We start from the raw sequence: 25,327 nt of genomic DNA, 5'->3' as shown, positions 1-25,327 counted from the left end.
CATTTAGTACCTTTGTGCAACTAAATATAAAGTGCTATGACAAATTTTGATTTATACAATCCGGTAAACTATGTTTTCGGAAAAGGACAAATTGCTAAACTGAGTGAGCTTGTCCCTAATAATGTGAAAATATTATTAACGTACGGAGGAGGAAGTATTTTTAAAAATGGGGTGTACGACCAAGTAAAAGCTGCTTTGCCAACAGCGGAAATCATCGAATTTTCGGGTATTGAACCTAATCCACGTTTTGAAACCTTAATGAAAGCCGTGCAGATTATTCGCGAACAAAACATTGGTTTTATTTTAGCTGTTGGGGGTGGTAGTGTTATTGACGGTACGAAGTTTATTTCTGCTGCTGTGAATTATAAAGGAGACGAGGCTGATATCTTAAGAAAAAGAATCTTGTTCAAGGATGTAAATGAAGTGGTGCCGTTTGGTACGGTATTAACATTACCAGCCACAGGTTCTGAAATGAATTCAGGTGCTGTTGTTTCTATTGAAGCTACTCAAGAAAAATTAACCCTTGGTGGTGCGGCATTGTTTCCAAAATTTTCTATTGTAGACCCAACGGTTATTCAGTCGTTGCCTAAAAGACAATTGCAAAACGGCGTGGTAGATGCGTTTACACATGTAATGGAACAATATTTAACATATACACATGATGCGCTTTTACAAGATCGAATTGCTGAAAGTATTTTACAAACCTTAATTGAAATTGGTCCAGGTGTTGTAGAAAACCCAACAGATTATAAATTAGCTTCTAATTTTGTTTGGTCGGCAACAATGGCATTGAATGGATTAATTCAAAAAGGAGTGCCTTCGGATTGGGCTACACACATGATTGGACACGAATTAACAGCGTTGTATGAAATTGATCATGCCAGAACTTTAGCTATTATTGGTCCAAATTTATACCGAGTGATGTTCGATTCTAAAAAAGAGAAATTGGCACAATACGGGCAACGGGTTTGGAATTTAACCGGTGCTTCAACTGAAGAAATTGCGGAAAAAGCAATTGAAAAAACAGTAGAGTTCTTGCATACTATGGGAATGAAAACGAAACTTTCTGAAAATGCAGAAGCTATTGAAAAAACAGCAGACATTGTAGTGCAACGTTTTGAAGAGCGAGGTTGGTTAGCTATGGGCGAACGTCAAAATATTACACTCGATAAAGTTAGAGAAATTGTAGAAATGAGTTACTAAACTAAAAAAGCCCGAAAAATTTTTCGGGCTTTTTCAAACTAACTAAACTAACTATATTTAAAAAAAACTACTTTTTAAGAGATTCAGATTTGGTTCTTTTTACACCTTCACGCATAATTGGAATAAATCCTCTTCCAATAAACTCATAAATCGTGCCAGAATTCTCGTGAAGCAATCTTATTTTTCCATCATTAACAATTGTTATCTTAAAAGTTTCATAATCATTGTTGTTGTAATACAAGTTTAATCGTTTGGTGTAGAAGTTACCAGGAACATTCAAAATGTTGTATTGCCCTGTATAATCCCAATAAATAGAGTTTAAATTACTCACATTAAAATCTTGTGATGATTTAAATGTATCGTCACTTCCACCAGCCATAAATTTTAAATAATTTTCATAATCAAAAGCATTTGTTGTACCGCCAATTGTACTCACTTTTTCCCAAGCAACATATTCTTGTAAGAAATAATGAATGTTATCATAAAAAACGCGATCATAATCAAAAGTACTTCTTTGATAGCCCATTAAATAATAGGTCGTGTTTTGGTAACGGTCGTATAATTTGATTTCATTTGGACCTAATTGATACACTTCTAGTTCATAAAACCCATAAATGGAATGGTGAAAACGAATGGTATTTGGAGTATAAGAATAATACCCAATGGCAACTCCAAATCCATTTCCAGTTGAACCAATTCCAACTAAATTATTATTGGCAAATAAGTCACCATTTAAAAATGAAATAGTGAATGCACGAGATAAAAAAGGTACCTCTCCATTTCCTGTGGTTCTAGCATAATCTACATACCATAAATCATAACCTTCCATCAATTGTGGCAATGAAATACTATTGTCAACGTAAACATCTTCATGAACATCTACTGTACAAGAAGTAAGTAGTAAAGAAGAAATGAGGGTCATTAAAAGTAATTTTACAGTTCTCATAAGCTTTAAATTTTAAGGTTAAAAAATTAAATTCAACTCCTATGCCAAAAAAGTACCGTTCACAAGTCATTAACAAAATGAAAAAAATATTGAATTGATTTTTTTTGATAGCAAATAGTTTCATTTTACTCGATGTATGAATTAATATTAATATTAGTATTGAAATTGAAATTGAAAATTGATTTTTGTCATTATCGATGAAATGTGTACATTTGAAGTTCATTTTTTTTAAACATGGAAAACAAACCAAAATTTGCTGTTATAGGTGGTGGTAGTTGGGCAACAGCTATTGCAAAAATGTTATGTGAAAACCAAGAACAAATTGCTTGGTATATGAGAAGTACGTATGCATTAGAGCATTTAAAACATCAAAAACACAATCCAAATTATTTAAGTTCAGTTGCTTTTGATGTCAATAAATTACTTTTAACGAATGATATAAACGAAGCTGTAAAATTTGCAGATATTGTAATTTTTGCCATTCCCTCGGCCTTTTTGAGTGGTGAATTAGAAAAAATGAACGAGAAATTAGACGGGAAAAAGGTGTTTTCGGCAATTAAAGGTATTGTGCCAGAAACAAGTATGATTGTTGGCGAACATTTTCATAAAACCTATTCAATTCCTTATGAAAATATTGGCGTAATTACAGGTCCTTGTCACGCAGAAGAAGTTGCCATGGAGCGTTTGTCTTATTTAACAATTGCTTGTTCAGATAAGCAAACGGCAAAATATGTAGCTAAAAATGTGAGTAGTTATTACATTAAAGCAAAAATTACAGATGATATTATAGGGACAGAATATGCTGCTGTTTTAAAAAATATTTATTCAATTGCAGCGGGTATTGCCCATGGTCTAGGTTATGGAGATAACTTTCAAGCCGTATTAATGAGTAATGCCATAAGAGAAATGAAACGTTTTATTAAACAAGTACATAAAATGAAACGTAATATCAATAATTCGGCTTATTTAGGAGATTTGTTAGTTACGGGGTATTCCGTTTTTTCTAGAAATAGAATGTTCGGAAATATGATTGGAAAAGGTTACACAGTAAAATCGGCTCAAATGGAAATGAGTATGGTAGCTGAAGGATATTATGCAGTGAAAAGTGCCTATAAATTAAACCAATTGTACCAAGCTAAAACACCTATCATTGATGCCGTTTATCAAGTGTTGTACGAGGGTAAGGAAGCTAAAGAAGTATTTAAAAAGTTAACTGATAAGTTAAACTAAACCATTTCTCTTAAAGTTGACAATAAATTTATGTTTATAAATGTAATTCTTCCTCTTGCGTTAGATAAAACATTTACTTACGCAGTAAATGAGGAAGAGTATCGGTTTATTGTCCCAGGAATGCGAGTGGCTGTTCCATTTGGAAAAAGTAAAATTTATACTGCTTTAGTTATTGAAAAATACCAAACACCGCCTGAGTTATACGAAGCTAAAGAAATTCAGCAAATTATAGATGGGTACCCTATTGTAAATCCCCTACAGATTGAACACTGGCAATGGATTGCTAACTATTATATGTGTTCAGTTGGTGAAGTTTACAAAGCGGCATTGCCTTCTGGATTGATTCTAGAAAGTGAAACCTTACTAACCTCTGAAAAGAGTACATTTGAACAACAAGAAGTTACCGATGAAGAGTATTTAATCCTAGAAGCGCTTCAAAGCCAATCTTCAATTACTTTAGCTGAGGTGACTAAAATTTTAAATAAGAAAAAAGTAATTCCGGTTATTCAGAGTTTAATACAGAAAGGGTTATTATTAATGAATGAAGAGGTGCAAGAACAGTACAAGCCAAAATTGGTGAAGTATGTTAAATTGCACGATGAATTCCTTCAGCAAGATAAATTACAAGAATTATTAGAACTTTTAGGTAAAGCTCAAAAGCAAAAGGATTTGGTCTTACATTATTTCCAATTGTTTGCAAGAGAACGAAAACCAATTTCTTCTAAAGTTTTACTAGAAACTGCAGGTGTCAGTGTTGCGGTTTTAAAAAATTTAATTGAAAAAAATATTTTTGTTACCTATTATATAAATCAAGACAGGGTAGTTTTTGAAAAAGAAGAAGGGTTTGAAATTCAATTAAGCGATGCTCAAAATCAAGCCTTTCAATCGTTAGTTTTAAATTTTCAAAAGTATGATGTAAATCTTTTTCATGGGGTTACGGCTTCAGGAAAAACCGAAGTGTATATTAAATTAATTGAAGAATATATAGCTCAAGATAAACAAGTCTTATTTTTACTTCCCGAAATTGCCTTAACAACCCAGTTGGTTCAACGACTTACTGCTTACTTTGGAAATCAAGTAGCTGTTTTTCATTCCAAATATAATTCTCATGAGCGAATTGAAGTTTGGCAACAGGTTTTGCATAATTCAGAAAAGGCAAAAGTAGTTTTGGGTGTTCGAAGTGCTTTGTTTTTACCTTTTTCCAACTTAGGATTAATTGTTGTTGATGAAGAACATGAAGCTACCTATAAACAGCAAGATCCGGCACCTCGATTTCATGCCAGAGACGCAGCAATTGTATTGGCAAAAATGCATCATGCTAAAGTAGTGTTAGGAAGTGCTACGCCTAGTATTGAGTCTTATTTCAATGCGCAATCAAAAAAATACGGATTAATCGAATTGTTTGAACGGTATAATAATGTTGTCTTGCCCGAGATTCATCTGATAGATTTAAAAGATAAATATTTCCGTAAACGAATGGACGGACATTTTTCGGATGAATTAATCGAACGTATGCAGGAAACTTTAGGAAATGGTGAGCAAATTATGTTGTTTCAAAATCGTAGAGGATATTCTCCTTATATTGAATGTATTACCTGTGGTCATGTGCCGCAATGTCCCAATTGCGATGTGAGTCTGACCTATTATAAGTATAAAGAGGCTTTAAAATGCCATTATTGTGGTTATCATATTGCAAAGCCTACGCATTGTCATCATTGTCATTCTTTGGATTTGTCGACTAAAGGTTTTGGGACAGAGCAAATTGAGTTAGAATTGAAAAAATTATTTCCAACTAAGCGAATTGCGCGAATGGACCAAGATACAACTCGAGGGAAATTTGCCTTTGAAAAATTAATTGATGCATTTAAAAATCAAGAAATTGATATTTTAGTTGGTACACAAATGTTAGCAAAAGGGCTCGACTTTGAAAATGTGACTTTAGTTGGAATATTAAATGCCGATAATTTATTGAACCAACCCTATTATAGGGCCTATGAAAGGGCGTACCAAATGATGGTGCAAGTTTCGGGAAGAGCAGGAAGAAAAGCTAAAAAGGGAAGTGTTGTTATTCAAACATACAATCCATTGCACAATACTATTCAACAAGTGGTGAATAATAATTACGGTGCTATGTATAAAGAGCAGATATATGAACGAAGTAATTTTAAATATCCGCCCTATTATCGATTAATTCAAATCAAATTGCGTCATAAAGATTACGATAAATTAAAAGAAGGAAGTATGTGGTTGTATAATGTTATGACTCAAAATTTAGCTATTCCTATTTTAGGTCCAGAAGAACCGGTAGTTAACCGAATTCGAAATGAATATATTCGTACTATTTTGATAAAAGTACCCAACAATTCTAATTTAGTTAATACAAAAAAACTCATCAAGAAAGTATTGATGAGTTTTGATGCAGTTCCACAGTATAGAGCTATAAAGTTAACTGTAAATGTAGATTATTAATAATTCTCTAGAATTGTTATAATTTCTTCTTTTTTGTTTCTGCTTAACGGAATTTTCTCGCCATCAATTTCAACAAATTTACTATTGAATCGTTCAACCTTATCTAGGTTGATAATATACGATTTGTGAATTCTTAAAAATTGATCTTTAGGTAATTCACTTTCAAAGGCTTTCATAGTGGATAATACAAGATGAGTTTCGTCATAAGTTACTACTTTTATGTAATCACCAAAAGCTTCTACCCATTTAATACGAGAAATAAAGACTTTGATTTTTTTCAGATTACTTTTAATAATTATGTGAGCGCCTTGTTCATCAATATGATTTTCATGCTTCAATTGATACATTTCAACTGCTTTTTTAACAGAGAGTATGAAACGTTCTTTTTTGATAGGTTTTTGAAGAAAATCAACCGCAGAATAATCAAACGCTTTTACGGCATAATCCGCCTTAGAGGTAATAAAAATAATTTGGGGTTTAATTTTTAATCCGTCTAATAAATCAAATCCAGTAATATGTGGCATTTCGATATCTAAAAATATCAAATCCACCTGGTTATTTGATATATGGCTTTTAGCTTCAAGTGCATTCGAAAAATCTCCGCTCAATTTCAGATTAGGATGTTCCGAAATCAACTTAGCTATTGTTATCCTTTGGATTGAACTATCGTCAACTACAATGGTGTTTAATTTCATAGGGTAGGGTAGTTTTAACTAGTTTCCTGCTAATATAGTAATTTATTGGATAAATGTATTAAAAAAAAATTAATTATTAAAAATATCTTACAAAAAAATAATCATCATGATAGGTTTGGAGATTAGATAAAAATAAGTATCTTTGCACCCAATTTAAAAATATTACACATGAAAAATTATGAAACTGTTTTCATTTTGAATCCCGTTTTATCTGAAACTCAGGTAAAGGAAGCAGTAAGTAAGTTTGAAGATTTTCTTACTTCTAAAGGGGCTCAATTTGTAGCTAAAGAAGATTGGGGCTTAAAAAAATTAGCTTACGAAATCCAACACAAGAAAAGTGGATTTTACACTTTATTCGAATTCAAAGCTCCTGCTGAAGCTATTGCTGCTTTAGATACTGAGTTTAGAAGAGACGAGAGAGTAATGAGATTCTTAACTGTAAGTTTAGATAAACATGCAGTAGCTTGGGCTGAAAGAAGAAGAGAGAAATTAAAAACTAAAGCAAACTAATCATGTCAATCGAACAATCTGCTAAAGGAAAAAAAGAAGGAGATATCAGATATCTTACTCCTTTAAACATTGATACAAACAAACAAAAAAAATATTGTCGTTTCAAAAAATCTGGAATTAAATATGTAGATTATAAAGATCCAGATTTCTTATTGAAATTTGTAAACGAGCAAGGTAAAATTTTACCAAGAAGATTAACAGGTACTTCTTTAAAATACCAAAGAAAAGTATCAGTTGCAGTAAAAAGAGCACGTCACTTAGCTTTAATGCCATACGTAGCTGATTTATTAAAATAATTTAAATAACAGTTGTTGGTTTCCATTCTGTGGAACCTAACTTCTATAAACAAGGACAACAACATGGAACTAATTTTAAAACAAGACGTTCAAAATTTAGGATTTAAAGACGATATCGTTACAGTAAAAAACGGATACGGTCGTAATTATTTAATTCCTCAAGGATTTGCAGTTTTAGCAACTTCTTCTGCGAAAAAAGTTTTAGCTGAAAACTTAAAACAAAAAGCACACAAAGAAGCTAAAATCGTTGCTGATGCAAAATCATTAGCTGAAGCTTTAAAAGCTTTAGAAATCAAAATTTCTGCTAAAGCAGGTGGTGAAAAATTATTTGGTTCAGTATCAAACGCTGATATTGCTTCTGCTTTAGAAGCTGCTGGACATTCAATTGATAGAAAATTCATCACTAGTGGTTTAGTTAAAAGAACTGGAAAATACAACGCTACTGTTCGTTTACACAGAGAAGTTATCGTTGAATTACCATACGAAATCGTTGCTGAAAAAGCGTAATTGATTTCTAAATAATATTTTTGAAAAGTCCCGATTCTGTCGGGACTTTTTTTTATTTTTACCATTATTAAAAATTAGGAATGAAATACACACGTCTTACCAAAGAACAATTAGAGGAATTGCATCCAGAATTTATTAATTTTTTAGCAGCACAATCTATTGATAAAAAAGAATGGGATGATATAAAATTAAATAAACCAGAAGTAGCACTTCAAGAAGTAGATGTGTTTTCTGATTTGATTTGGGATAAGGCTTTGACAAATGTTAAATTCATTGACCATTTTTCTACCAATTATATTTTCCTTTTTAAATGTTATGAAAAATATTTAGAATCTTTAATCATTAATACTTCTAATGATACCGTCGACTTTTTTACTGCAGATGGAATTCAATGGTTGAGTGAAAATTTATTTTCAAACGAAGTTACGATTCAAACCGGTAAAAAAGAAGTAGCAAACAATCGAAATGAAGAAGTTTTCAGAATTATTGAAAATGGAGGAATCATTAGTAAAGGGGAATTGTATTCAAAATTAATTACGTTAATCAATATTGCTTAAATCATGTCTATTTTAGAAACTATTCAAAAGTTACGAGCAGAATTAAATCAGCATAATTATAATTATTATGTGTTAGATAATCCTACGATTTCTGATTATGAGTTTGATATAAAGCTAAAAGAATTACAAGATTTAGAAGCAAAACATCCTGATTATTTCGACGAAAATTCCCCAACGCAGCGTGTTGGTGGTACAATAACTAAAAATTTTGAAACTATTGCCCATAAGTACCGAATGTATTCGTTGGATAATTCTTATTCACGAGAAGATTTATTGGATTGGGTTAATCGTTGTCAAAAAATTTTAGGCGATGTTGAATTGGCTTTCACTTGTGAATTAAAATATGATGGTGCTTCCATTAGTATTACTTATGAAAACGGTAAAATTAAGCGCGCACTTACTCGTGGCGATGGTTTTCAAGGTGATGATGTCACCAATAATATAAAAACTATTAAATCAGTTCCATTACAATTAAAAGGTGATTTTCCTTCTGAATTTGAAATTAGAGGAGAAATTATTTTACCTCTTGACGGATTTGAAAAAATGAATCAAGAATTAATTGAAATAGGAGAAACACCGTATTCAAATCCAAGAAATACGGCTTCAGGAAGTTTGAAATTACAAGACAGTTCAGAAGTAGCTAAACGACCGTTAGATTGTTTGTTGTATGGGTTAGTTGGTGCTAATTTGAATTTAAATTCGCAATTTGAAGGTTTAACAAAAGCGGCAGAATGGGGGTTTAAAGTTCCGAAACAAAGTAAATTAGTTCATTCAATAGAAGAAGTGTTTGAATTTATTGATTATTGGGATGTGCACCGCCATGAATTACCCTATGAAACAGACGGAGTAGTGGTTAAAATAAACGATTTGCATTTTCAGGATGAATTAGGTTATACCGCAAAATCACCAAGATGGGCTATAGCCTATAAATTTAAAGCTGAACAAGTTAGTACTGTTTTGAATTCAATTTCCTATCAAGTAGGAAGAACAGGTGCTATTACTCCTGTAGCTAATTTGGAACCGGTTCAATTAGCTGGTACCATTGTTAAAAGAGCTTCTTTGCATAATGCGGACCAAATTGAAAAATTAGATGTTAGAATTGGAGATGAAGTTTATGTTGAAAAAGGAGGCGAAATAATTCCGAAAATTATCGGAGTTGCACAAAGAGGGAATCAAGAAAATCCAACACAATACATTACACATTGTCCTGAATGTCAAACGGAATTAATAAGAAACGAAGGCGAAGCACAACATTATTGTCCTAATTTTTATGGATGTCCTCCTCAGATTATTGGTCGAATTCAGCATTTTATCACAAGGAAAGCTATGGATATTGAAGGTTTAGGAGGAGAAACTGTAGCTTTATTATTTAATGCTGGATTAGTGCAAAATTATTCGGATTTGTATGAATTAAAAAAAGAAGAAATAATTGTATTGGATCGCATGGCTGAAAAATCAGCCGATAACCTATTAAAAGGAATCGAAAAATCAAAAGAAATTCCCTTTGACCGTGTTCTTTATGCTTTAGGAATTCGATATGTTGGAGAAACAGTGGCTAAAAAATTAGCAAAACATTATAAAACCATTGATAATTTAGCTGCCGCAACCTTACTTGATCTTGTTGCGGTTGATGAAATTGGGGAGCGAATTGCACAAAGTGTAATGGACTTTTTTCAAAATTCAAAAAATATAGAGATTATCAATCGCTTGAAATCTTTTGGAATTCAATTTGAATTGAATGAGGTAAATACAAATGTTTCCAATAAACTAGAAGGTAAAATAATTGTGGTTTCAGGTGTGTTTGAATTATTTTCTAGAGATGAATTAAAAAAAGCTATAGAAGATAACGGGGGTAAAGTTGGAAGTTCAATTTCATCTAAAACCGATTTCGTAATTGCAGGAGACAATATGGGACCTGCTAAATTAGAGAAAGCAAAACAATTAAATATACCAATAATAACCGAAATTCAATTTAGTGAAATGATCAATGGTTAAAAAACAGTTTATAGTTATTCTTTATTTTTTAGTAGCACTGATTTACATCATTGCTGCTTTATTACATAACGAAAGTTTAGAACTAATTTTTAAGCCTATTTTTATACCTATCCTGTTTTTTTATTATTTAGAAAAAGTAAAAAAAAGAATTTCTTATTGGGTATTAATTTCTCTTTGTTTTTTTTACTGTGGAGAAATGTTGACATTGATTGGTGCAGATGAATTTTATTTGCAAAGTTTGGTGTTTTTTTTAATTCCTTATTTGATTTTTTTAAATATCATAGGAAATGATTTTCTAAAATTATTTAAAATTGAAAAATTCTCTTTGTTGAATTTATCCGTAATCTTAGTTGCTTGCTTTCTTGTTTTCTTGTTAGTAAGTGTAATTAATATGTTGAGTATAACAAATGTAGCGGAATCTGTTTTAATAATTGGCTATGGAATTTCATTAGTATTAATGTGTTTAATTTCTGTAGTTTTTTTTGCTATAAAAGATTGTAAATCAAGTTTTTATGCATTATTAACGGTAATGGCATTTATTGTCTCAGATTTATTTTATATCTTTAATAAAAAAATAGATTCAAATTTTGTTTTTCATTTTGTAAATCTTGTCACTCAAATACTTTCTTATTATTTCTATATTAAGTTTTTTATTTTGAGAGCTAAAAATAAGTAAATTATGGAGGAAGAAATTAAAGCAGGTTCTTTAAAAAAAGACTTAACTACGGTTCCTCTGGTAGTGTATTTTATTGCCTATATTTTATATTTATTTTTTAATAAGTATTTGAAATTAGAGGATGAAGCTTTACTTTTTAAACCGATTATTATTCCGTGTATCGCTTTTGTATATTTTTTTACTGCAAATAGCAAAAAAACAATTTTAAACTTATTTCTTTTTAGTGCTATTTTCTTTGCAGATAATGTTATTTTGTTGAAAGATAGAAAGATTTATGAAATCGCAACTTTAATGTATGTAGTAGTTTTGTTTATACTTTTTTATTATGTAGTGAATGATTCCGAAATAGTAAAAAAATATAAAAAAAATAATTCTGTATTTGGTAGGGTATTAGCGATTATACTTGGAATATTGATCGCTTTAAAAGTTTTTAATTTTGGTTTTAAGCTTTTTAAATCTGAAGTTTATTTTGTAATTATTTATGTTTTTGTTTTGCTAACTGTTTTTTTATTGAGTATTTATAACGCTTTTAAAAAGAAATCACTTTCTGCAAAATTTTTATTAGCCATGCTTGCTTCTTTAGTAATGTCCGATGTTTGTTTGGCTATAAACGAGTATTATTTTAATAATCCTATTTTGGTTTTTATAGGTTGTTGCATAGAAATTCCAGTGTATTATTTTCTTCTTCGATTCCTATTAGAAAGAGAAAAATACCCTAGTAAAGGGTAATATTCTTTTCTTGTCCTATATATTTCTTATCATCACTTAAATAAAAATCAATTCGACCAAGATTAATTCCATAAGCTCCTACTTGATTTACAATTACATCTTTGTTTTCAAGATTTTTGTAAATTAATGGTTTTTCCAAAAAAGTATGTGTATGGCCACCAATTATTAAATCGATGTTTTTTGTTGATTGAGCAAGTTTAGTATCGCTAGGCTTTTCGGGTTCATTTTTATATTGAAAGCCTAAATGAGAAAGACAAATTACTAAATCGCATTTTTCATCTTCTTTTAATTGTTGAGCAATACTTGTTGCTACCTCAATAGGGTTATTATAAATAGTTTCTTTGTAACATTTTTTATCTACTAAACCTTCTAATTGAACGCCTAAGCCAAAGATTCCGACTTTAATTCCGTTTTTATTAATTATTTTAAAGGGCTTTACAATTCCGTCCAATAGGGTGTTTTTGAAATCATAATTAGCAGAAACAAAGTCAAATTTTGCATGAGGGAGTTGAGCATAAAATCCTTCAATTCCATTATCGAAATCATGATTTCCCATCGTAGCAACATCATAGTTCATCATGCTCATTATTTTAAATTCCAGTTCACCACCATAATAATTGAAGTAGGGTGTACCTTGGAATATATCGCCAGCATCTAACAATAAAACGTTTTTCTCTTCTTTTCGAATTTGTTCAATTACAGAAGCTCTTCTAGCAGCACCACCCATATTTGGATTTTTAGGATGATCAGCAGGAAAAGGATCAATATGACTGTGTACGTCATTGGTGTGCAATATTGTAATTTTTTTTTCTGTTAAAGTTGTAAAACTACTTAATGTGGTTCCTGCAATTCCAAGAAAGGCTGTACTGGCAGCTGTATTTTTTAAAAATGTTCTTCTTTTCATAAATAAGTAGTTTATTTTATTTTAGAAACTCTTTCATTAACATTAGCTTCAATTGACCTGTGTGTAGTAAAATAATCAATTAAAACATTTCGCATTTTATATTCTAAATCATATTTTCCTTCATTTTTTAAAAAGAAAGTCATATTGTCTCCACCATTAGCTAAATAATCAGATGTTAAAATATAATAAACCTTGTCTTGGTTTACTATTTCATTTTCTATAGTAACCTTTGTGATATTGTTATTACTGTCTAAATATAAATGAATCCCATTTAAAGGATGTGGTTTGCGCTCTTTTACAAAATAATTTGCTAGTTCATAAATTTGTGTTCCTTTTAAAGCAATAACTTGTAAACTGTTTTCAAAAGGCATTACTTCAAATGCAGTTCTTTTTGTTACATTTCCTTTAGGAATTACAGTTCTTATTCCGCCATTATTGAAAATAGCTCCATTTATCTTTTTATTTTCTTTTTTGTAAAAAAGAGGGTTTGCTAATTCAACACATGCATCTGCTATAAAATTTCCAATATTTGTTTGAAATTCACCTTTATTCTTGTCTAAAGTTTCTGGACAGTAGGATAAAATTACATCTAAATCTTGATTTATATGATTTCTGTAGGGAGAAACAAAAGCATCAATTGCCTCATTTGTTTTGAATTCAGAAGTTATTGGAATTTTTTTACCTTCAATCTTATAATTACTATAAGTGCTTGTTTTGCATGAATATAAAAAACTTAATGTTAAAATTGTAACAAAAAATAGGTAAAGTTGTTTACTATTTTTAATTTTGGATATCATATTTTCCAATGGTTTGCGTTAATTTTGTACGGGAAGTAAAATTACAATGTTTTCAAGAATAATTAAAAATTTTTTTCTTAAAAGAAATATCAATAAAAGGTTAGATAAACATCAACTTGACTATACTCATCATACTATAAAAACAGTTGGTATAATCGTTGATGAAACTTACTTTACAGAAATTGATAAACTAATTGAAGAATTGGTCTGTAAGGGTGTCGATAGTAATGCTATTGAAGTTTTACATTTTTTAGATAAAAAGAAAAAAAATAGTGATGCAACTAAAAACTATTGTGTTACTAAAAATATTTCATGGTCTGGGCAAATTAAAAATGAAATAGTGTCTAATTTTGTTGAAAAACCATTTGATTTATTAATTAATTACTATGATATTGAAAAACAAGTTCTACTTTTAATTACTAAAAGATCAAAAGCTAAATTTAAAGTTGGGTTTGAAACAATAGACAAGAGAGTTAATCATTTTATGATAAATTTGCCAGCAGAAAATTATAAAGAATTTATTTCGGAATTGTTCAAATATTTAAAAATACTAAAAAAAATATAAACATGCAGTCATTAATGGGAACTGGTGTAGCATTGGTTACTCCTTTTAAAAAAGATTTTTCAGTAGATACAGAAGCGCTTACTAGAATTGTAAATTTTGTAATTGAAGGTGGTGTGGAATATTTAGTAGTTTTAGGAACTACAGCAGAAACAGCAACATTAACTTCAGATGAAAAAGAATTGGTAATTCAAACAATTAAAGATGCAAATAAAGGACGAGTGCCTTTAGTTTTGGGTGTTGGAAGTAATAATACTGCTCAGGTTGTTGAAGAATTAAAAACTAGAGATTTTAGTGGTTTCACAGCAATACTGTCAGTCTCTCCCTATTATAATAAACCTACTCAAGAGGGAATATACCAACATTTCAAAGCTGTTGCAGAAGCTTCTCCGCTTCCAATTATAGTTTACAATGTGCCAGGAAGAACAGCTAGTAACATATTGCCAAGTACTGTTATTAGATTAGCAAAAGATTTTAAAAATATTATTGGTATCAAAGAAGCCGCTGGTGATATTGTACAGGCAATGAAGTTAATACAAAATAAACCAGAAGGATTCTTAGTGATTTCTGGAGATGATATGATTACATTGCCAATGGTATTAGCTGGTGGCGCAGGGGTTATATCGGTAATAGGAGAAGGTTTTCCAAAAGAATTCTCTGAAATGGTTCGTTTAGGTTTGAATAAAAGAGTAGATGAAGCATATAAGTTACATTATAAATTAGCAGATTCAATTGATATGATTTTTGAACAAGGTAATCCAGCCGGAATTAAAGAAGTATTTATGCATTTAGGTATTTCTGAAAACACCGTGCGTTTGCCATTAGTTAATGTTGATGAAAATCTTTCAGAAAGACTTCAAAAATTCATCAAAAATTTGAACTAAAAAAAACTTTTGTAATACTTAAAAATATATCTACCTTTGCGGTTGCTTTTTTGGTCAAGATCAAAGGGGAAAATTACCTAAATAAAATTATGACAAAATATATTTATATCTTTTTCAGCTTACTTGTATTGGCTTCATGTAGCGAATATCAAAGAGCATTAAAGTCTGATCAGGTTGACTTTAAAAACGAAGTTTTTTCCAAACTTTATGAGAAAGAAAAATATGCTAAAGCAATTCGTTTGTTCGAACAATATGCTACTTCAGTGAGAGGTAAATCGAATGCAGAAGATGTGTTTTACAAATATGCAAAAGCACTATACATAACAAAACAATACTATACTGCAGGTTATCAGTTTGAAAGTTTTGCAGCCAATTATCCGAAAAGTGTTCATGCTCAAGAAGCTGCTTTTTTAGGAGCAGATTGTTATGCTAAATTGTCTCCAATTTATAGTTTAGATCAAGTAGATACTTATAAAGCCTTAGAAAAATTACAAGCTTTTGCAGATAAATATCCTAATTCTGAATATTTGCCTAAAGCAAATGCTATTGTTAAAGAGTTGAATGAAAAACTTGAATTAAAGGCTTTTGAAATAGCAAAACAGTATTATACTACAGGTGAATATTTTCACAACTATAACACCGCAATCAAAGCTTTTGATAATTTTATCTTAGATTATCCTGGGACAAAATTTAGAGAAGATGCATTATTTTATAAATTTGGGTCTGCTTACCAAATGGCAATTTTATCGGTTCCTGCAAAAAAACAAGAAAGATTAAATGAAGCTAAAAATTTATACAATAGTTTAATAAAATATAAAGCAGATACTAAGTTTTTAGACCAAGCTAACAAAATGTTAGAAACAGTAGATAGAGAGTTAAAACAATATACAAATTAATCATTATCATGGATTTAAAGAAAACAAATGCTCCAGTAAACACAACAACTTACAATAAAACAATTATTGAAGAACCAACAGGAAATGTGTATGAAGCAATTACAATCATAGCAAGAAGAGCAAATCAAATTAATTCTGAAATTAAAAAAGAATTAATCGATAAGTTAGATGAATTTGCTACTTATAATGATAGTTTAGAAGAAATCTTTGAAAATAAAGAACAAATAGAAGTTTCTAAATTTTACGAAAAATTACCAAAGCCTCATGCTTTAGCTGTGCAAGAGTGGATGGATGGTAAAATCTATTACAAGACTTCAAAATAATCAAATTATTATAAACCATGTCTGTTTTAAGTGGTAAAAAAATCTTACTAGGTATTTCTGGTGGAATTGCCGCTTATAAAACTGCGTCTTTGGTTAGACTTTTTATAAAAGCAGGTGCGCATGTACAAGTAGTCATGACACCTGCTTCTAAAGATTTTGTAACACCTTTAACTTTAGCTACATTATCTAAAAATCCTGTATATTCCACATTTTATGATGATGTAAATGATGCCTCTAATATGCAAGAAGGGGTGTGGACAAATCATGTTGAATTGGCACTTTGGGCAGATTATATGTTAATAGCGCCAGCAACGGCAAATACGTTGTCTAAAATGGCAAATGGAACTTGCGATAATCTATTATTAGCTACTTATTTATCTGCAAAATGTCCTGTTTATTTTGCGCCAGCAATGGATTTAGATATGTATAAACACCAATCAACACTTGATAATTTTAAAAAATTAGAAAGTTTTGGAAATATTATAATTCCAGCAGAAAAAGGTGAATTGGCTAGCGGATTAAGTGGAGAAGGGCGATTGGCTGAGCCAGAAAATATTGTTTTGTTCATAGAAAAAGATATTGAAAGTAAGTTGCCATTGCGAGGTAAAAAAATACTAGTAACAGCAGGGCCTACTTATGAAGCAATCGATCCTGTCCGTTTTATTGGGAATCATTCTACAGGTAAAATGGGATTTGATATTGCAAAAGCTGCTGCTAGTAAAGGGGCACAAGTTATTTTGGTTACTGGGCCAACCTATTTGCAACTAGACCATCATTTAATTCAAGTAATTCGTGTTACTTCAGCAGAAGAAATGTATAAGGCTTGTCATCAATATTTTGATACGGTTGATGTTGCTGTTGCTGCAGCTGCAGTTGCAGATTATAAGCCAAAAAATGTTGCTTTACAAAAAATAAAGAAAACAGAAGATACGTTTACTATTGAATTAGAAAAGAATAAAGATATTTTATTATCTTTAGGTCAGATAAAAAAGCAACAATTTTTAATCGGATTTGCATTAGAAACTGAAAATGAAATAGAAAATGCAAAAGCAAAAATTGTTAAAAAAAATCTAGATTTAATAGTTTTAAATTCTCTGAATGATAAAGGCGCTGGATTTGGAAAACCAACCAACAAAGTTACTTTTATTGATAAAGATTTTACTATTTTTGAAAACGAATTAAAATCTAAAGAATTAGTGTCTGAAGATATAGTTAACCTAATTGTTAATAAATATGAAGTTTAAATTATTATATTTTATTTTATTTTTTGGAGCTTTTGTTAAAGCTCAAGAATTAAAAGCTACAGTAGTGGTTAATTATGATAAAATAACAAACGTAAATAATCAAATTTTTAAATCATTAGAAAAGCAATTTGCTGACTTCTTAAACAATACAAAATTTACAGATAAAGAGACTAAAATGAATGAGAAGATCAGTTGCTCGTTTTTTTTATTCATTAATTCTTTTAATAGTAATGAGTTTGAAGCTACTTTACAAATTACTTCTTCAAGACCCGTTTTTAATTCAAATTATACAACTCCTGTATTAAATTTAAATGATAAAGAAGTATCTTTTAGGTATGTTGAATCTGAAAACTTTGTATTTGATCAAAATTCATTTACTTCAAATTTACTTTCTTTAGGTGCTTTTTATGCTAATATAATTATTGGTAGTGATGCCGATACTTTTTCAAATAAAGGAGGTACAGATTATTTTGAAAGAGCTCTAAATATTGCTACCGTAGCTCAAACAAGTGGTTATCCTGGGTGGGTGCAAACTGGAAAAAAACAAAATAGATTCAATTTAATATCTGATTTAATGTCAAATACCTATGATGCGTATCGCGAATCGATGTATTTTTATCATATAAAAGGTTTAGATAATATGGCAACTGATGTTAAACAAGGAAAATTAAATATAATTCAATCTATAGATATTTTATATCAAATACATAAAGTTAGACCTAATTCTCTATTAGCACGTACTTTTTTTGATGCTAAAACTGATGAAATTGTGTCTGTTTTTACTGGTGGACCAGCAGTAGATTTGGCTGTTTTAACGGAAAACTTAAAATCTATTTCACCTCTTAATGGTTCTAAATGGAATAAAATAAGGTAATATGCTTTTATCTTTATCTGTTCAAAATTATGCTTTAATAGAGCATCTGGAGATTCATTTTTCTAACCAATTTTCTACAATTACAGGAGAAACTGGCGCAGGTAAATCCATTTTACTTGGCGCACTTGGTTTAATTATGGGTAATAGAGCTGATTTATCTTCATTAAAAGATAAAGAAAAAAAATGTATTGTTGAAGCGACTTTTCAAGTGGATAAATATAATTTAGAAAATTTATTTGCTGAAAATGAATTAGATTATGAAACCACAACAATAATAAGAAGAGAAATTTTGCCTTCAGGAAAGTCAAGAGCATTTGTAAATGATACCCCAACCAATTTAGCAGAAGTTCAAGTTTTAGCGGAGCATTTGTTAGATATTCATTCACAACACGAAACACGTGAACTGGAACAGCAAGACTATCAATTGTCTGTTTTAGATGCTATAGGTAATAATGCCAGTCTTCTCAAAGAATATACTGTTCAATTATCCAACTATAAACGAATAGGTAAGGCTCTTTCTGAACTTAAAGCTGAAAGTGAAACTAGTGTCAAAGAACAAGATTATAATTTGTTTTTATTTAATGAATTAGAACAAGTTGGTTTAAAAATTGATGAACAAAAAGAGCTGGAAGAAGAGCTAGAAAGTTTAAATAATGTTGAACTTATTAATGAATGTTTAAGTAAAATTGTTGCTTTTGCTAATGAAGAGCAAATTGGATTTATCGCAACAGTTAAAGAAGCTAAAAGTGCTTTAATTAAAATTGCTTCTTTTTCGAAAATTTATCACGATTTGTTCGAAAGATTGCAATCTGCATTAATTGAATTAGAAGATATAACCGAAACAAGTCAATTATTGGCAGAAAAAGTTGTTTTTGATCCAGAGCGACTCGCTTTTGTTTCATCTAGATTACAAACAATTTATGATTTGCAAAAAAAACATCAAGTAGCAACAATTGAAGAGCTTATAAAAATTCAAGATCATTTGTCTTCAAAACTTAATAGAGTAACTGATTTAAAAGATTCTATTTTAAAGTTAGAAGAAGAGTTGAAGGAGAAAGAAAATAGTCTTAATGAATTAGCTATCCAAATTCACAATAATAGAGAAGGAGCAATACCTCAATTTGTTGCTAAAGCAGAAAATATTTTAGCCGAGTTAGGTATGCCCAATGCGAAATTTCAATTTTCATTAGAAGTATCTGACGTTTATTTTTCAAATGGTAAAAACGTAATTGAATTACTATTTTCAGCAAATAAAGGAACAAATTTCGGGACAATAAAGAAAGTAGCTTCTGGAGGAGAAATGTCGAGAATCATGTTGGCAATAAAATCTATTTTAGCCGATTATACGAATTTACCAACCATAATTTTTGATGAAATTGATACAGGTGTATCGGGTGAAATTGCGCTAAAAATGGCTGAAATAATGAAAAGTATGAGTGAAAAAAGACAAGTGTTTGCTATAACGCATTTGCCTCAGATTGCTTCAAAAGGAAATCAGCATTATAAAGTATTTAAATACAGTGAGGGCGATACAACTCTTTCTAAAATAGTATCACTAACATTAGACGAAAGAGTTAAAGAAATTGCTGAAATGCTGTCCGGAAAAGAATATACAGAATCAGCAATTAATCATGCAAAAACATTATTAAATTAATAATTGTATTTTTGCTTTAAAATTGAACAACTAAACAAAACAAAGAATATGATTATCGAACCAAGAATGCGTGGATTTATATGTTTAACAGCTCATCCAGCTGGTTGTGCTCAAAATGTAAAAAATCAAATTGAATACGTAAAATCAAAAGGTAAAATTAATGGTGCAAAGAAAGTATTAGTAATTGGAGCTTCTACAGGGTTTGGATTAGCCTCTAGAATTACAAGTGCTTTTGGATGTGATGCTGCTACAATAGGAGTTTTTTTCGAAAAAGAACCAGCGCCCGGTAAAACAGCCACTCCAGGTTGGTATAATACAGCTGCTTTTGAAATTGAAGCAGAAAAAGCAGGTTTATATGCAAAAAGTATTAATGGTGATGCTTTTTCAGATGAAATAAAACAGCAAACAATTGACTTAATTAAAAAAGATTTAGGTCAAGTTGATTTAGTGATTTATAGTTTAGCTTCACCAGTTCGTATGCATCCTAAAACTGGGGTGTTACACCGTTCAACATTAAAACCAATTGGTGCTAAGTTTACAAATAAAACAGTTGATTTTCACACAGGTGTTGTTTCAGATGTAAGCATTGAACCAGCTACACAAGAAGATATCGATAATACCGTTGTGGTTATGGGTGGAGAAGATTGGTCAATGTGGATGGAAGCTATGAAAAACGCTGGAGTTTTAGCAGAAGGCGCAATGACTGTAGCTTATTCATATATAGGACCAGAGGTGACAGAAGCCGTTTATAGAAAAGGTACTATAGGAAGAGCTAAAGACCATTTAGAAGCTACAGCTTTTGAAATTACCAATGATTTAAAAGAAATAAATGGTAAAGCTTATGTTTCAGTTAATAAAGCTTTGGTAACACAAGCAAGTTCTGCAATCCCAGTTGTGCCGCTATATATGTCTTTATTGTTCAAAATAATGAAAAAAGATAACAGTCATGAAGGTTGTATCGAACAAATGGAACGTTTGTTCTCGGATAGATTGTTTAATGGATCTGAAATACCTACGGATGATAAAGGAAGAATCAGAATTGATGATTGGGAGATGAGACAACAATATCAAGATGAAATTGCCGAATTATGGAAATCTATTAGTACTGAAACATTAACGAATAATGGAGATTTAGAGGAATATAGAAATGGATTTTTAAATTTATTTGGATTTGGTTTCAAAGAAATTGATTACACAAAAGATACAAATGAAATGGTTATGATACCAAGTATCAAATAATTAACATAATTTATTATAATTGTGAAAAACCCGAAATAGTTTCGGGTTTTTTTGTTTTTCATCGAATAATTTTGTTTTTCATCGATAATTTTGTTAAGTGTCATTTATCTGTTTTTTATGTAAGATAAATTTAACTATTTTTACAAATGCTTAACAATTAAACCATTATTTATGAAAAAAATTACATTATGGTTATTCCTGCTTATAGTATTTGCTTCAAATGCTCAAATAGGTATAATTCAAAGTTTTCCAACGACTACCACTCCTGCTGGGTGGAATTTAGGAGCTGGATCACTTACTACAACACAATCCTGTGCGACTGCGGCCTGGAGAAAAAACAATTATAGTACTAGTACAACGGGAATATTAACTTCAGATACTCAGGTGTCAAATGGAGCTAATTTGACTATTTCATTTGATTATAAAGTTGTAGATTGGTCGGCAGCAACAACTGCTACTTCTCCATTTAATGGTACAATTACAACACAAGTGTCTTTAGATAATGGGGCTACTTGGACTTTAAGTGCAGGTGTAATTAATAATACAAATCACGTAGTAGCAAATACATGTGCAACCGTTACTTATGTTGTGCCTGGAGCTAGCGTGCCTGCTGGATCAAATGTTAAAATAAGATGGAATTGTGTATGGGGAACTTCAGGTGATTATTATGTTTATATTGATAATATCTCTGCAACTCAACCTACAACTACTCCGCCAAACTGTACAGTTTTATCATCTCCTGCAAATGGTGCGGTAAATGTTAGTAGCTCTACAATTACTTGGAACAGTGCTACTGGAATTCCAACAGGTTATAGATTAAACGTTGGAACTACACCTGGTGGTACTCAATTGTTAAATATGTTTGATGCTGGAAATGTTTTATCCTATAATTTAGGTGTATTAGCTCCTGGGACAACATATTATGTAACGGTTATTCCTTATAATGCCAATGGTGATGCAACTGGTTGTACAGAATCAAGTTTTACAACTTGTGGACCAAATACAGTTTATCCTTATATGGAACAATTTACTTCTTTTTTACCAAATAATTGTTGGTATAAAGCGGATAATGGTGATTTAACAGCAGGTCCTGCAACTTTTGTTGGAAGTAATTGGACACAAGATCAATATTTAAATACGGGTACTACTTTAAACTCGTTTAAATATAATATGTACACTACTGGAGATAATGATTGGGTAATCACTCAAGAATTTTCTATACCTACAACTGGATATGAATTAAAATATGATGCTGCTTTAACACAGTGGAATAGTACAACAGCACCAACTACTCCATGGGATGCTGGTGATGCTGTTGAAGTTTTGATTTCAAATGGATTAACAAATTGGACAGTTTTAAGAACTTTTGATAATGCAAATACTCCACCTGCGTCAGGTTTAAGTTATGTAGAAGATCTAGATGCTTATGCTGGTCAAACGGTAAGATTTGCATTTAGAGCAGTTACAGCTGCAACTGATGGTGGTGACGATACGGATTTCTTTGTTGATTATATTAATGTAAGATTATCTCCAACTTGTCCTGATCAAACAGGATTAATAGTTGGCACCGTAACAGCAACTACAGTTGATTTTTCTTGGGATGATACATCTGGAGCTGGTGCAGTTGGATATGAATATGCTGTTACTACCTCTGCAACACCTCCTGCTTCTGGAACTGCAATAGCAACAACATTTAATTCTGTTTCAAGTTTAGCGCCTCAAACACTTTATTATATTCATGTACGTTCTGTATGTTCAGGTGGTTTGTATGGTAATTGGACTACAGCTTCATTTACAACTTTATGTGCTTCAATTACAACTTTACCTTGGACAGAAGGTTTTGAAGGATTAACTACGGTTGGAACAACGAATTTTCCTTCTTGTTGGTCTAAAGAAAATGGAGGATGGGAATCAAGAAATTCAAATGATACTTTTAGTACAGCTAGAACGGGAACTAAATTTATCAGAAATGCATGGTCTGCAACTAATGAATATATTTGGACTCCAGGGTTTGATTTAGTAGCAGGTACTTCTTATGATTTCTCTTCTTTTATTCAAGGAGATAATGCAGATTCATGGGTGGTTGATTATTTTGTGAATACAGTTCAAAATTCAACGGGCGCAACTCCAATTGGTACAACTTATAATGTACCTGGAACAAATTCTGGATATGCTGCTCAATCGTATAATAAAGTTGCTGCAACTTTTGTGCCTTCAACTTCAGGTACTTATTATTTTGCAGTTAGAGTTAATGAAGCAACTGGAAATCCATGGTATGTTTCATTTGATGATTTTAAATTAGAAATTACACCAACATGTTTAGAGCCCGTAAATTTAACTTCATCGAATGTTACTGCAACGGGTGCTGATTTATCATGGGATGCAATGGTTGGTTCTGTAGGTTACGAATATGTAGTTACAACATCTGCAACTCCACCTGCTTCTGGAACAGCAACAACAAATACTTTTGCACAACCTACAGGTTTAACACCTCAAACGGTTTATTATTTACATGTAAGAACAGATTGTGGATCTGGAGCTTATTCTACATGGGCAACGTATACATTTACTACTGCTTGTGCACCGATTACGACTTTGCCATGGACTGAAGGATTTGAAGGATTAACAACAGTTGGAGCAAATAATTTCCCATCTTGTTGGTATAAAGAAAATGGAGGTTGGGAATCTAGAAATTCAAATGATACTTTCAGTACTTCAAATACAGGAACTAAATTTATTAGAGATGCATGGTCAGCAACAAATGAATATATGTGGACACCTGGTTTTGATTTAGTAGCAGGTACTTCTTATGATTTCTCTTCATTCATTCAAGGAGATAATGGAAATTCATGGGTAGTTGATTATTTCGTAAATACAGCACAAAATTCAACAGGAGCAACGCAAATTGGAACTACTTATAATGTGCCAGGAACAGGAACTACTTATGCAGCACAAGCTTACAATAAAGTAACAGCTACATTTGTTCCAGCTACTTCAGGAACTTATTATTTTGCAGTTAGAGTAAATGAATCTACGGGTAATCCTTGGTATGTTTCTTTTGATGATTTTGAATTAAAATTAACACCAGCAACACCTCCGTCTTGTGCGACTGGCTTAACAGCAACACCTGATGCAACTTGTGGAAATTTTGCTTCTACTTTATCTTGGACAGCAGAACCACTTGCTACTGGATATTATGTTACCATCGGAACAACTTCTGGAGGTTCTGATATTGCGAATGCAGTGCCTGTAAGTGTTACATCTTATAGCTTCTCAGGATTAAATAATACTCAGTATTTTTGGAAAGTTGTGCCTTACAATGGTGCAGGAAGTGCAACGGGTTGTGCAGAACAATCGTTTACTACAGCTGTTAATGGATGTTATTGTTCATCAGTTCCATCTTCTGTGGATAATTTAGGTATTACAAATGTAGTTTTAGGTGCAACGCCATATACGATTGCTCCGGTTACTTATGTAGATAATACTGCTACACCTGAAATTATCGCTCCTGGTGCTACAGCAAATTTACAATTGACTTTCTCAACAGGTTATACTTATGATATAAATGTATGGATTGATTTTAATAATGATTTTGATTTTGATGATGCTGGAGAGTTAGTAAAAACGGGTATCGCATGTACAAATGTTGAGCCAAATACGGTAGATGCTTCATTTACAATGCCTCTAACAGCTCCTTCAGGACCACATAGAATGAGAATTGGTTCAGCAGACTTTGGACAAGTTCCTCCTGCACCTTGTTATAATGGTTCGTATGGTGTAACATTAGACTTTACAGTTGATACTTCATTAGCAACTTCAAGTTTTGATTTAAGTAATTTTGTTGCTTATCCAAACCCAGTAAAAGATGTATTGAATTTATCATATTCAACAGCAATTACAAATGTAAAAGTGACTAATTTATTAGGACAACAAGTAATGACTAAGAATGTAAATGATACTAATGTTCAAGTAAACATGTCTGATTTATCAGCAGGTGCTTACATTGTAACCATTTCTTCTGGAGATATGATTCATACAATTAAAGTTGTTAAACAATAATTAACTTTAATACTATATTGATTAAAGGTTCCACATTTGTGGGGCCTTTTTTGTTTTAAATATTTAATAATTTTACAA

At 31.1% G+C, this 25,327-nt stretch carries 23 protein-coding genes; 19 read left to right on the top strand and 4 right to left on the bottom strand.

What is annotated here, in order from left to right; all coding sequences use genetic code 11:
- Positions 1–36 precede the first annotated feature (36 nt).
- Complete coding sequence (locus KQS_RS09380; protein WP_014388949.1) at positions 37–1,203, top strand: iron-containing alcohol dehydrogenase; 1,167 nt, start codon at positions 37–39, stop codon at positions 1,201–1,203.
- 67 nt (positions 1,204–1,270) lie between these two features.
- Here the strand turns inward: KQS_RS09380 and KQS_RS09375 are convergent, their stop codons facing one another.
- On the bottom strand, positions 1,271–2,149 hold the full coding sequence (locus KQS_RS09375; protein WP_014388948.1) for a hypothetical protein: 879 nt from the start codon (positions 2,147–2,149) through the stop codon (positions 1,271–1,273).
- 234 nt (positions 2,150–2,383) lie between these two features.
- Between KQS_RS09375 and KQS_RS09370 the strand changes: the two genes are divergently transcribed.
- Positions 2,384–3,379 carry an NAD(P)H-dependent glycerol-3-phosphate dehydrogenase gene (locus tag KQS_RS09370; RefSeq protein WP_014388947.1) on the top strand — a complete coding sequence of 332 codons (996 nt, stop codon included), beginning with the start codon at positions 2,384–2,386 and terminating at the stop codon, positions 3,377–3,379.
- A 30-nt stretch (positions 3,380–3,409) separates the two neighbouring features.
- Entirely contained in the window at positions 3,410–5,848 is a 2,439-nt protein-coding gene (gene priA / locus KQS_RS09365; protein ID WP_014388946.1) for a replication restart helicase PriA, read from the top strand.
- Here priA and KQS_RS09360 read toward each other — a convergent pair.
- Positions 5,845–6,543: a LytR/AlgR family response regulator transcription factor gene (locus KQS_RS09360; RefSeq protein WP_014388945.1), complete on the bottom strand. Its 699-nt coding sequence runs from the start codon at positions 6,541–6,543 to the stop codon at positions 5,845–5,847. The genes priA and KQS_RS09360 overlap by 4 nt on opposite strands.
- A gap of 168 nt (positions 6,544–6,711) precedes the next feature.
- Here KQS_RS09360 and rpsF point away from each other — a divergent pair, with 168 nt between their 5' ends.
- From rpsF to KQS_RS09325, 7 genes are all read left to right on the top strand, one after another.
- Positions 6,712–7,053, top strand: a complete 342-nt coding sequence (rpsF, locus tag KQS_RS09355; RefSeq protein WP_014388944.1) for a 30S ribosomal protein S6 — start codon at positions 6,712–6,714, stop codon at positions 7,051–7,053.
- A complete protein-coding gene (gene rpsR / locus KQS_RS09350; protein ID WP_041252071.1) occupies positions 7,053–7,349 on the top strand; it encodes a 30S ribosomal protein S18 in 297 nt (98 codons plus the stop codon). Before rpsF ends, rpsR begins: the two co-directional genes overlap by 1 nt.
- Positions 7,350–7,412: 63 nt before the next feature.
- Entirely contained in the window at positions 7,413–7,856 is a 444-nt protein-coding gene (gene rplI / locus KQS_RS09345) for a 50S ribosomal protein L9 (protein WP_014388942.1), read from the top strand.
- Positions 7,857–7,936: 80 nt separating this feature from the next.
- Complete coding sequence (locus KQS_RS09340; protein ID WP_014388941.1) at positions 7,937–8,413, top strand: DUF6495 family protein; 477 nt, start codon at positions 7,937–7,939, stop codon at positions 8,411–8,413.
- A gap of 3 nt (positions 8,414–8,416) precedes the next feature.
- The gene (gene ligA, locus KQS_RS09335; RefSeq protein ID WP_014388940.1) at positions 8,417–10,408 is read left to right on the top strand and encodes an NAD-dependent DNA ligase LigA; all 1,992 of its coding nucleotides are present in this window, start codon (positions 8,417–8,419) and stop codon (positions 10,406–10,408) included.
- Positions 10,401–11,084, top strand: a complete 684-nt coding sequence (locus KQS_RS09330) for a lysoplasmalogenase family protein (protein WP_014388939.1) — start codon at positions 10,401–10,403, stop codon at positions 11,082–11,084. The genes ligA and KQS_RS09330 overlap by 8 nt, the downstream gene beginning before the upstream one ends.
- Positions 11,085–11,087: 3 nt before the next feature.
- Positions 11,088–11,813, top strand: coding sequence for a hypothetical protein (locus tag KQS_RS09325; protein ID WP_014388938.1), 726 nt, complete (start codon positions 11,088–11,090; stop codon positions 11,811–11,813).
- Here the strand turns inward: KQS_RS09325 and KQS_RS09320 are convergent.
- Together KQS_RS09320 and KQS_RS09315 are read right to left on the bottom strand one after the other, a co-directional pair.
- The gene (locus tag KQS_RS09320) at positions 11,800–12,717 is read right to left on the bottom strand and encodes a bifunctional metallophosphatase/5'-nucleotidase (protein WP_014388937.1); all 918 of its coding nucleotides are present in this window, start codon (positions 12,715–12,717) and stop codon (positions 11,800–11,802) included. The genes KQS_RS09325 and KQS_RS09320 overlap by 14 nt on opposite strands.
- 11 nt (positions 12,718–12,728) lie before the next feature.
- Positions 12,729–13,514 carry a 5'-nucleotidase C-terminal domain-containing protein gene (locus KQS_RS09315; RefSeq protein WP_014388936.1) on the bottom strand — a complete coding sequence of 262 codons (786 nt, stop codon included), beginning with the start codon at positions 13,512–13,514 and terminating at the stop codon, positions 12,729–12,731.
- Positions 13,515–13,560: 46 nt separating this feature from the next.
- Here KQS_RS09315 and KQS_RS09310 point away from each other — a divergent pair, with 46 nt between their 5' ends.
- The 9 genes from KQS_RS09310 to KQS_RS09270 all read left to right on the top strand — a co-directional run bounded on the left by KQS_RS09310 (position 13,561) and on the right by KQS_RS09270 (position 25,249).
- Positions 13,561–14,079 (top strand): DUF6913 domain-containing protein, encoded by a 519-nt coding sequence (locus tag KQS_RS09310; protein WP_014388935.1) that lies wholly within the window; start codon positions 13,561–13,563, stop codon positions 14,077–14,079.
- A 2-nt stretch (positions 14,080–14,081) separates the two neighbouring features.
- Positions 14,082–14,960, top strand: coding sequence for a 4-hydroxy-tetrahydrodipicolinate synthase (gene dapA, locus KQS_RS09305; protein ID WP_014388934.1), 879 nt, complete (start codon positions 14,082–14,084; stop codon positions 14,958–14,960).
- Between the two features lie 89 nt (positions 14,961–15,049).
- Positions 15,050–15,856 carry an outer membrane protein assembly factor BamD gene (locus tag KQS_RS09300; protein ID WP_014388933.1) on the top strand — a complete coding sequence of 269 codons (807 nt, stop codon included), beginning with the start codon at positions 15,050–15,052 and terminating at the stop codon, positions 15,854–15,856.
- Positions 15,857–15,864: 8 nt separating this feature from the next.
- On the top strand, positions 15,865–16,179 hold the full coding sequence (locus KQS_RS09295) for a DNA-directed RNA polymerase subunit omega (RefSeq protein ID WP_014388932.1): 315 nt from the start codon (positions 15,865–15,867) through the stop codon (positions 16,177–16,179).
- Positions 16,180–16,196: 17 nt separating this feature from the next.
- Positions 16,197–17,423: a bifunctional phosphopantothenoylcysteine decarboxylase/phosphopantothenate--cysteine ligase CoaBC gene (gene coaBC / locus KQS_RS09290; RefSeq protein ID WP_014388931.1), complete on the top strand. Its 1,227-nt coding sequence runs from the start codon at positions 16,197–16,199 to the stop codon at positions 17,421–17,423.
- Positions 17,413–18,297, top strand: coding sequence for a type IX secretion system protein PorD (porD, locus tag KQS_RS09285; protein ID WP_014388930.1), 885 nt, complete (start codon positions 17,413–17,415; stop codon positions 18,295–18,297). Before coaBC ends, porD begins: the two co-directional genes overlap by 11 nt.
- Position 18,298: 1 nt before the next feature.
- The gene (gene recN / locus KQS_RS09280) at positions 18,299–19,951 is read left to right on the top strand and encodes a DNA repair protein RecN (protein WP_014388929.1); all 1,653 of its coding nucleotides are present in this window, start codon (positions 18,299–18,301) and stop codon (positions 19,949–19,951) included.
- Between the two features lie 48 nt (positions 19,952–19,999).
- Positions 20,000–21,190 carry an enoyl-ACP reductase FabV gene (fabV, locus tag KQS_RS09275; RefSeq protein ID WP_014388928.1) on the top strand — a complete coding sequence of 397 codons (1,191 nt, stop codon included), beginning with the start codon at positions 20,000–20,002 and terminating at the stop codon, positions 21,188–21,190.
- Positions 21,191–21,361: 171 nt separating this feature from the next.
- Positions 21,362–25,249, top strand: a complete 3,888-nt coding sequence (locus tag KQS_RS09270) for a GEVED domain-containing protein (RefSeq protein WP_014388927.1) — start codon at positions 21,362–21,364, stop codon at positions 25,247–25,249.
- The last annotated feature ends 78 nt before the right edge of the window (positions 25,250–25,327 follow it).

The organism is Flavobacterium indicum GPTSA100-9 = DSM 17447, from assembly GCF_000455605.1.
In the GTDB taxonomy this organism is placed as follows: Bacteria; Bacteroidota; Bacteroidia; order Flavobacteriales; family Flavobacteriaceae; genus Flavobacterium; species Flavobacterium indicum.
Note: the sequence above shows the minus strand (reverse complement) of the source record. Positions and strands in the feature narration are given on the sequence as shown.

Bases quoted from the DNA above. Each gene is read 5' to 3' on its own strand.
- KQS_RS09380 (WP_014388949.1), top strand. From the start codon at position 37: ATGACAAATTTTGATTTATACAATCCGGTAAACTATGTTTTCGGAAAA.
- KQS_RS09375 (WP_014388948.1), bottom strand. From the start codon at position 2,149: ATGAGAACTGTAAAATTACTTTTAATGACCCTCATTTCTTCTTTACTA.
- KQS_RS09370 (WP_014388947.1), top strand. From the start codon at position 2,384: ATGGAAAACAAACCAAAATTTGCTGTTATAGGTGGTGGTAGTTGGGCA.
- priA (WP_014388946.1), top strand. From the start codon at position 3,410: ATGTTTATAAATGTAATTCTTCCTCTTGCGTTAGATAAAACATTTACT.
- KQS_RS09360 (WP_014388945.1), bottom strand. From the start codon at position 6,543: ATGAAATTAAACACCATTGTAGTTGACGATAGTTCAATCCAAAGGATA.
- rpsF (WP_014388944.1), top strand. From the start codon at position 6,712: ATGAAAAATTATGAAACTGTTTTCATTTTGAATCCCGTTTTATCTGAA.
- rplI (WP_014388942.1), top strand. From the start codon at position 7,413: ATGGAACTAATTTTAAAACAAGACGTTCAAAATTTAGGATTTAAAGAC.
- KQS_RS09340 (WP_014388941.1), top strand. From the start codon at position 7,937: ATGAAATACACACGTCTTACCAAAGAACAATTAGAGGAATTGCATCCA.
- ligA (WP_014388940.1), top strand. From the start codon at position 8,417: ATGTCTATTTTAGAAACTATTCAAAAGTTACGAGCAGAATTAAATCAG.
- KQS_RS09330 (WP_014388939.1), top strand. From the start codon at position 10,401: ATGGTTAAAAAACAGTTTATAGTTATTCTTTATTTTTTAGTAGCACTG.
- KQS_RS09325 (WP_014388938.1), top strand. From the start codon at position 11,088: ATGGAGGAAGAAATTAAAGCAGGTTCTTTAAAAAAAGACTTAACTACG.
- KQS_RS09320 (WP_014388937.1), bottom strand. From the start codon at position 12,717: ATGAAAAGAAGAACATTTTTAAAAAATACAGCTGCCAGTACAGCCTTT.
- KQS_RS09315 (WP_014388936.1), bottom strand. From the start codon at position 13,514: ATGATATCCAAAATTAAAAATAGTAAACAACTTTACCTATTTTTTGTT.
- KQS_RS09310 (WP_014388935.1), top strand. From the start codon at position 13,561: ATGTTTTCAAGAATAATTAAAAATTTTTTTCTTAAAAGAAATATCAAT.
- dapA (WP_014388934.1), top strand. From the start codon at position 14,082: ATGCAGTCATTAATGGGAACTGGTGTAGCATTGGTTACTCCTTTTAAA.
- KQS_RS09300 (WP_014388933.1), top strand. From the start codon at position 15,050: ATGACAAAATATATTTATATCTTTTTCAGCTTACTTGTATTGGCTTCA.
- KQS_RS09295 (WP_014388932.1), top strand. From the start codon at position 15,865: ATGGATTTAAAGAAAACAAATGCTCCAGTAAACACAACAACTTACAAT.
- coaBC (WP_014388931.1), top strand. From the start codon at position 16,197: ATGTCTGTTTTAAGTGGTAAAAAAATCTTACTAGGTATTTCTGGTGGA.
- porD (WP_014388930.1), top strand. From the start codon at position 17,413: ATGAAGTTTAAATTATTATATTTTATTTTATTTTTTGGAGCTTTTGTT.
- recN (WP_014388929.1), top strand. From the start codon at position 18,299: ATGCTTTTATCTTTATCTGTTCAAAATTATGCTTTAATAGAGCATCTG.
- fabV (WP_014388928.1), top strand. From the start codon at position 20,000: ATGATTATCGAACCAAGAATGCGTGGATTTATATGTTTAACAGCTCAT.
- KQS_RS09270 (WP_014388927.1), top strand. From the start codon at position 21,362: ATGAAAAAAATTACATTATGGTTATTCCTGCTTATAGTATTTGCTTCA.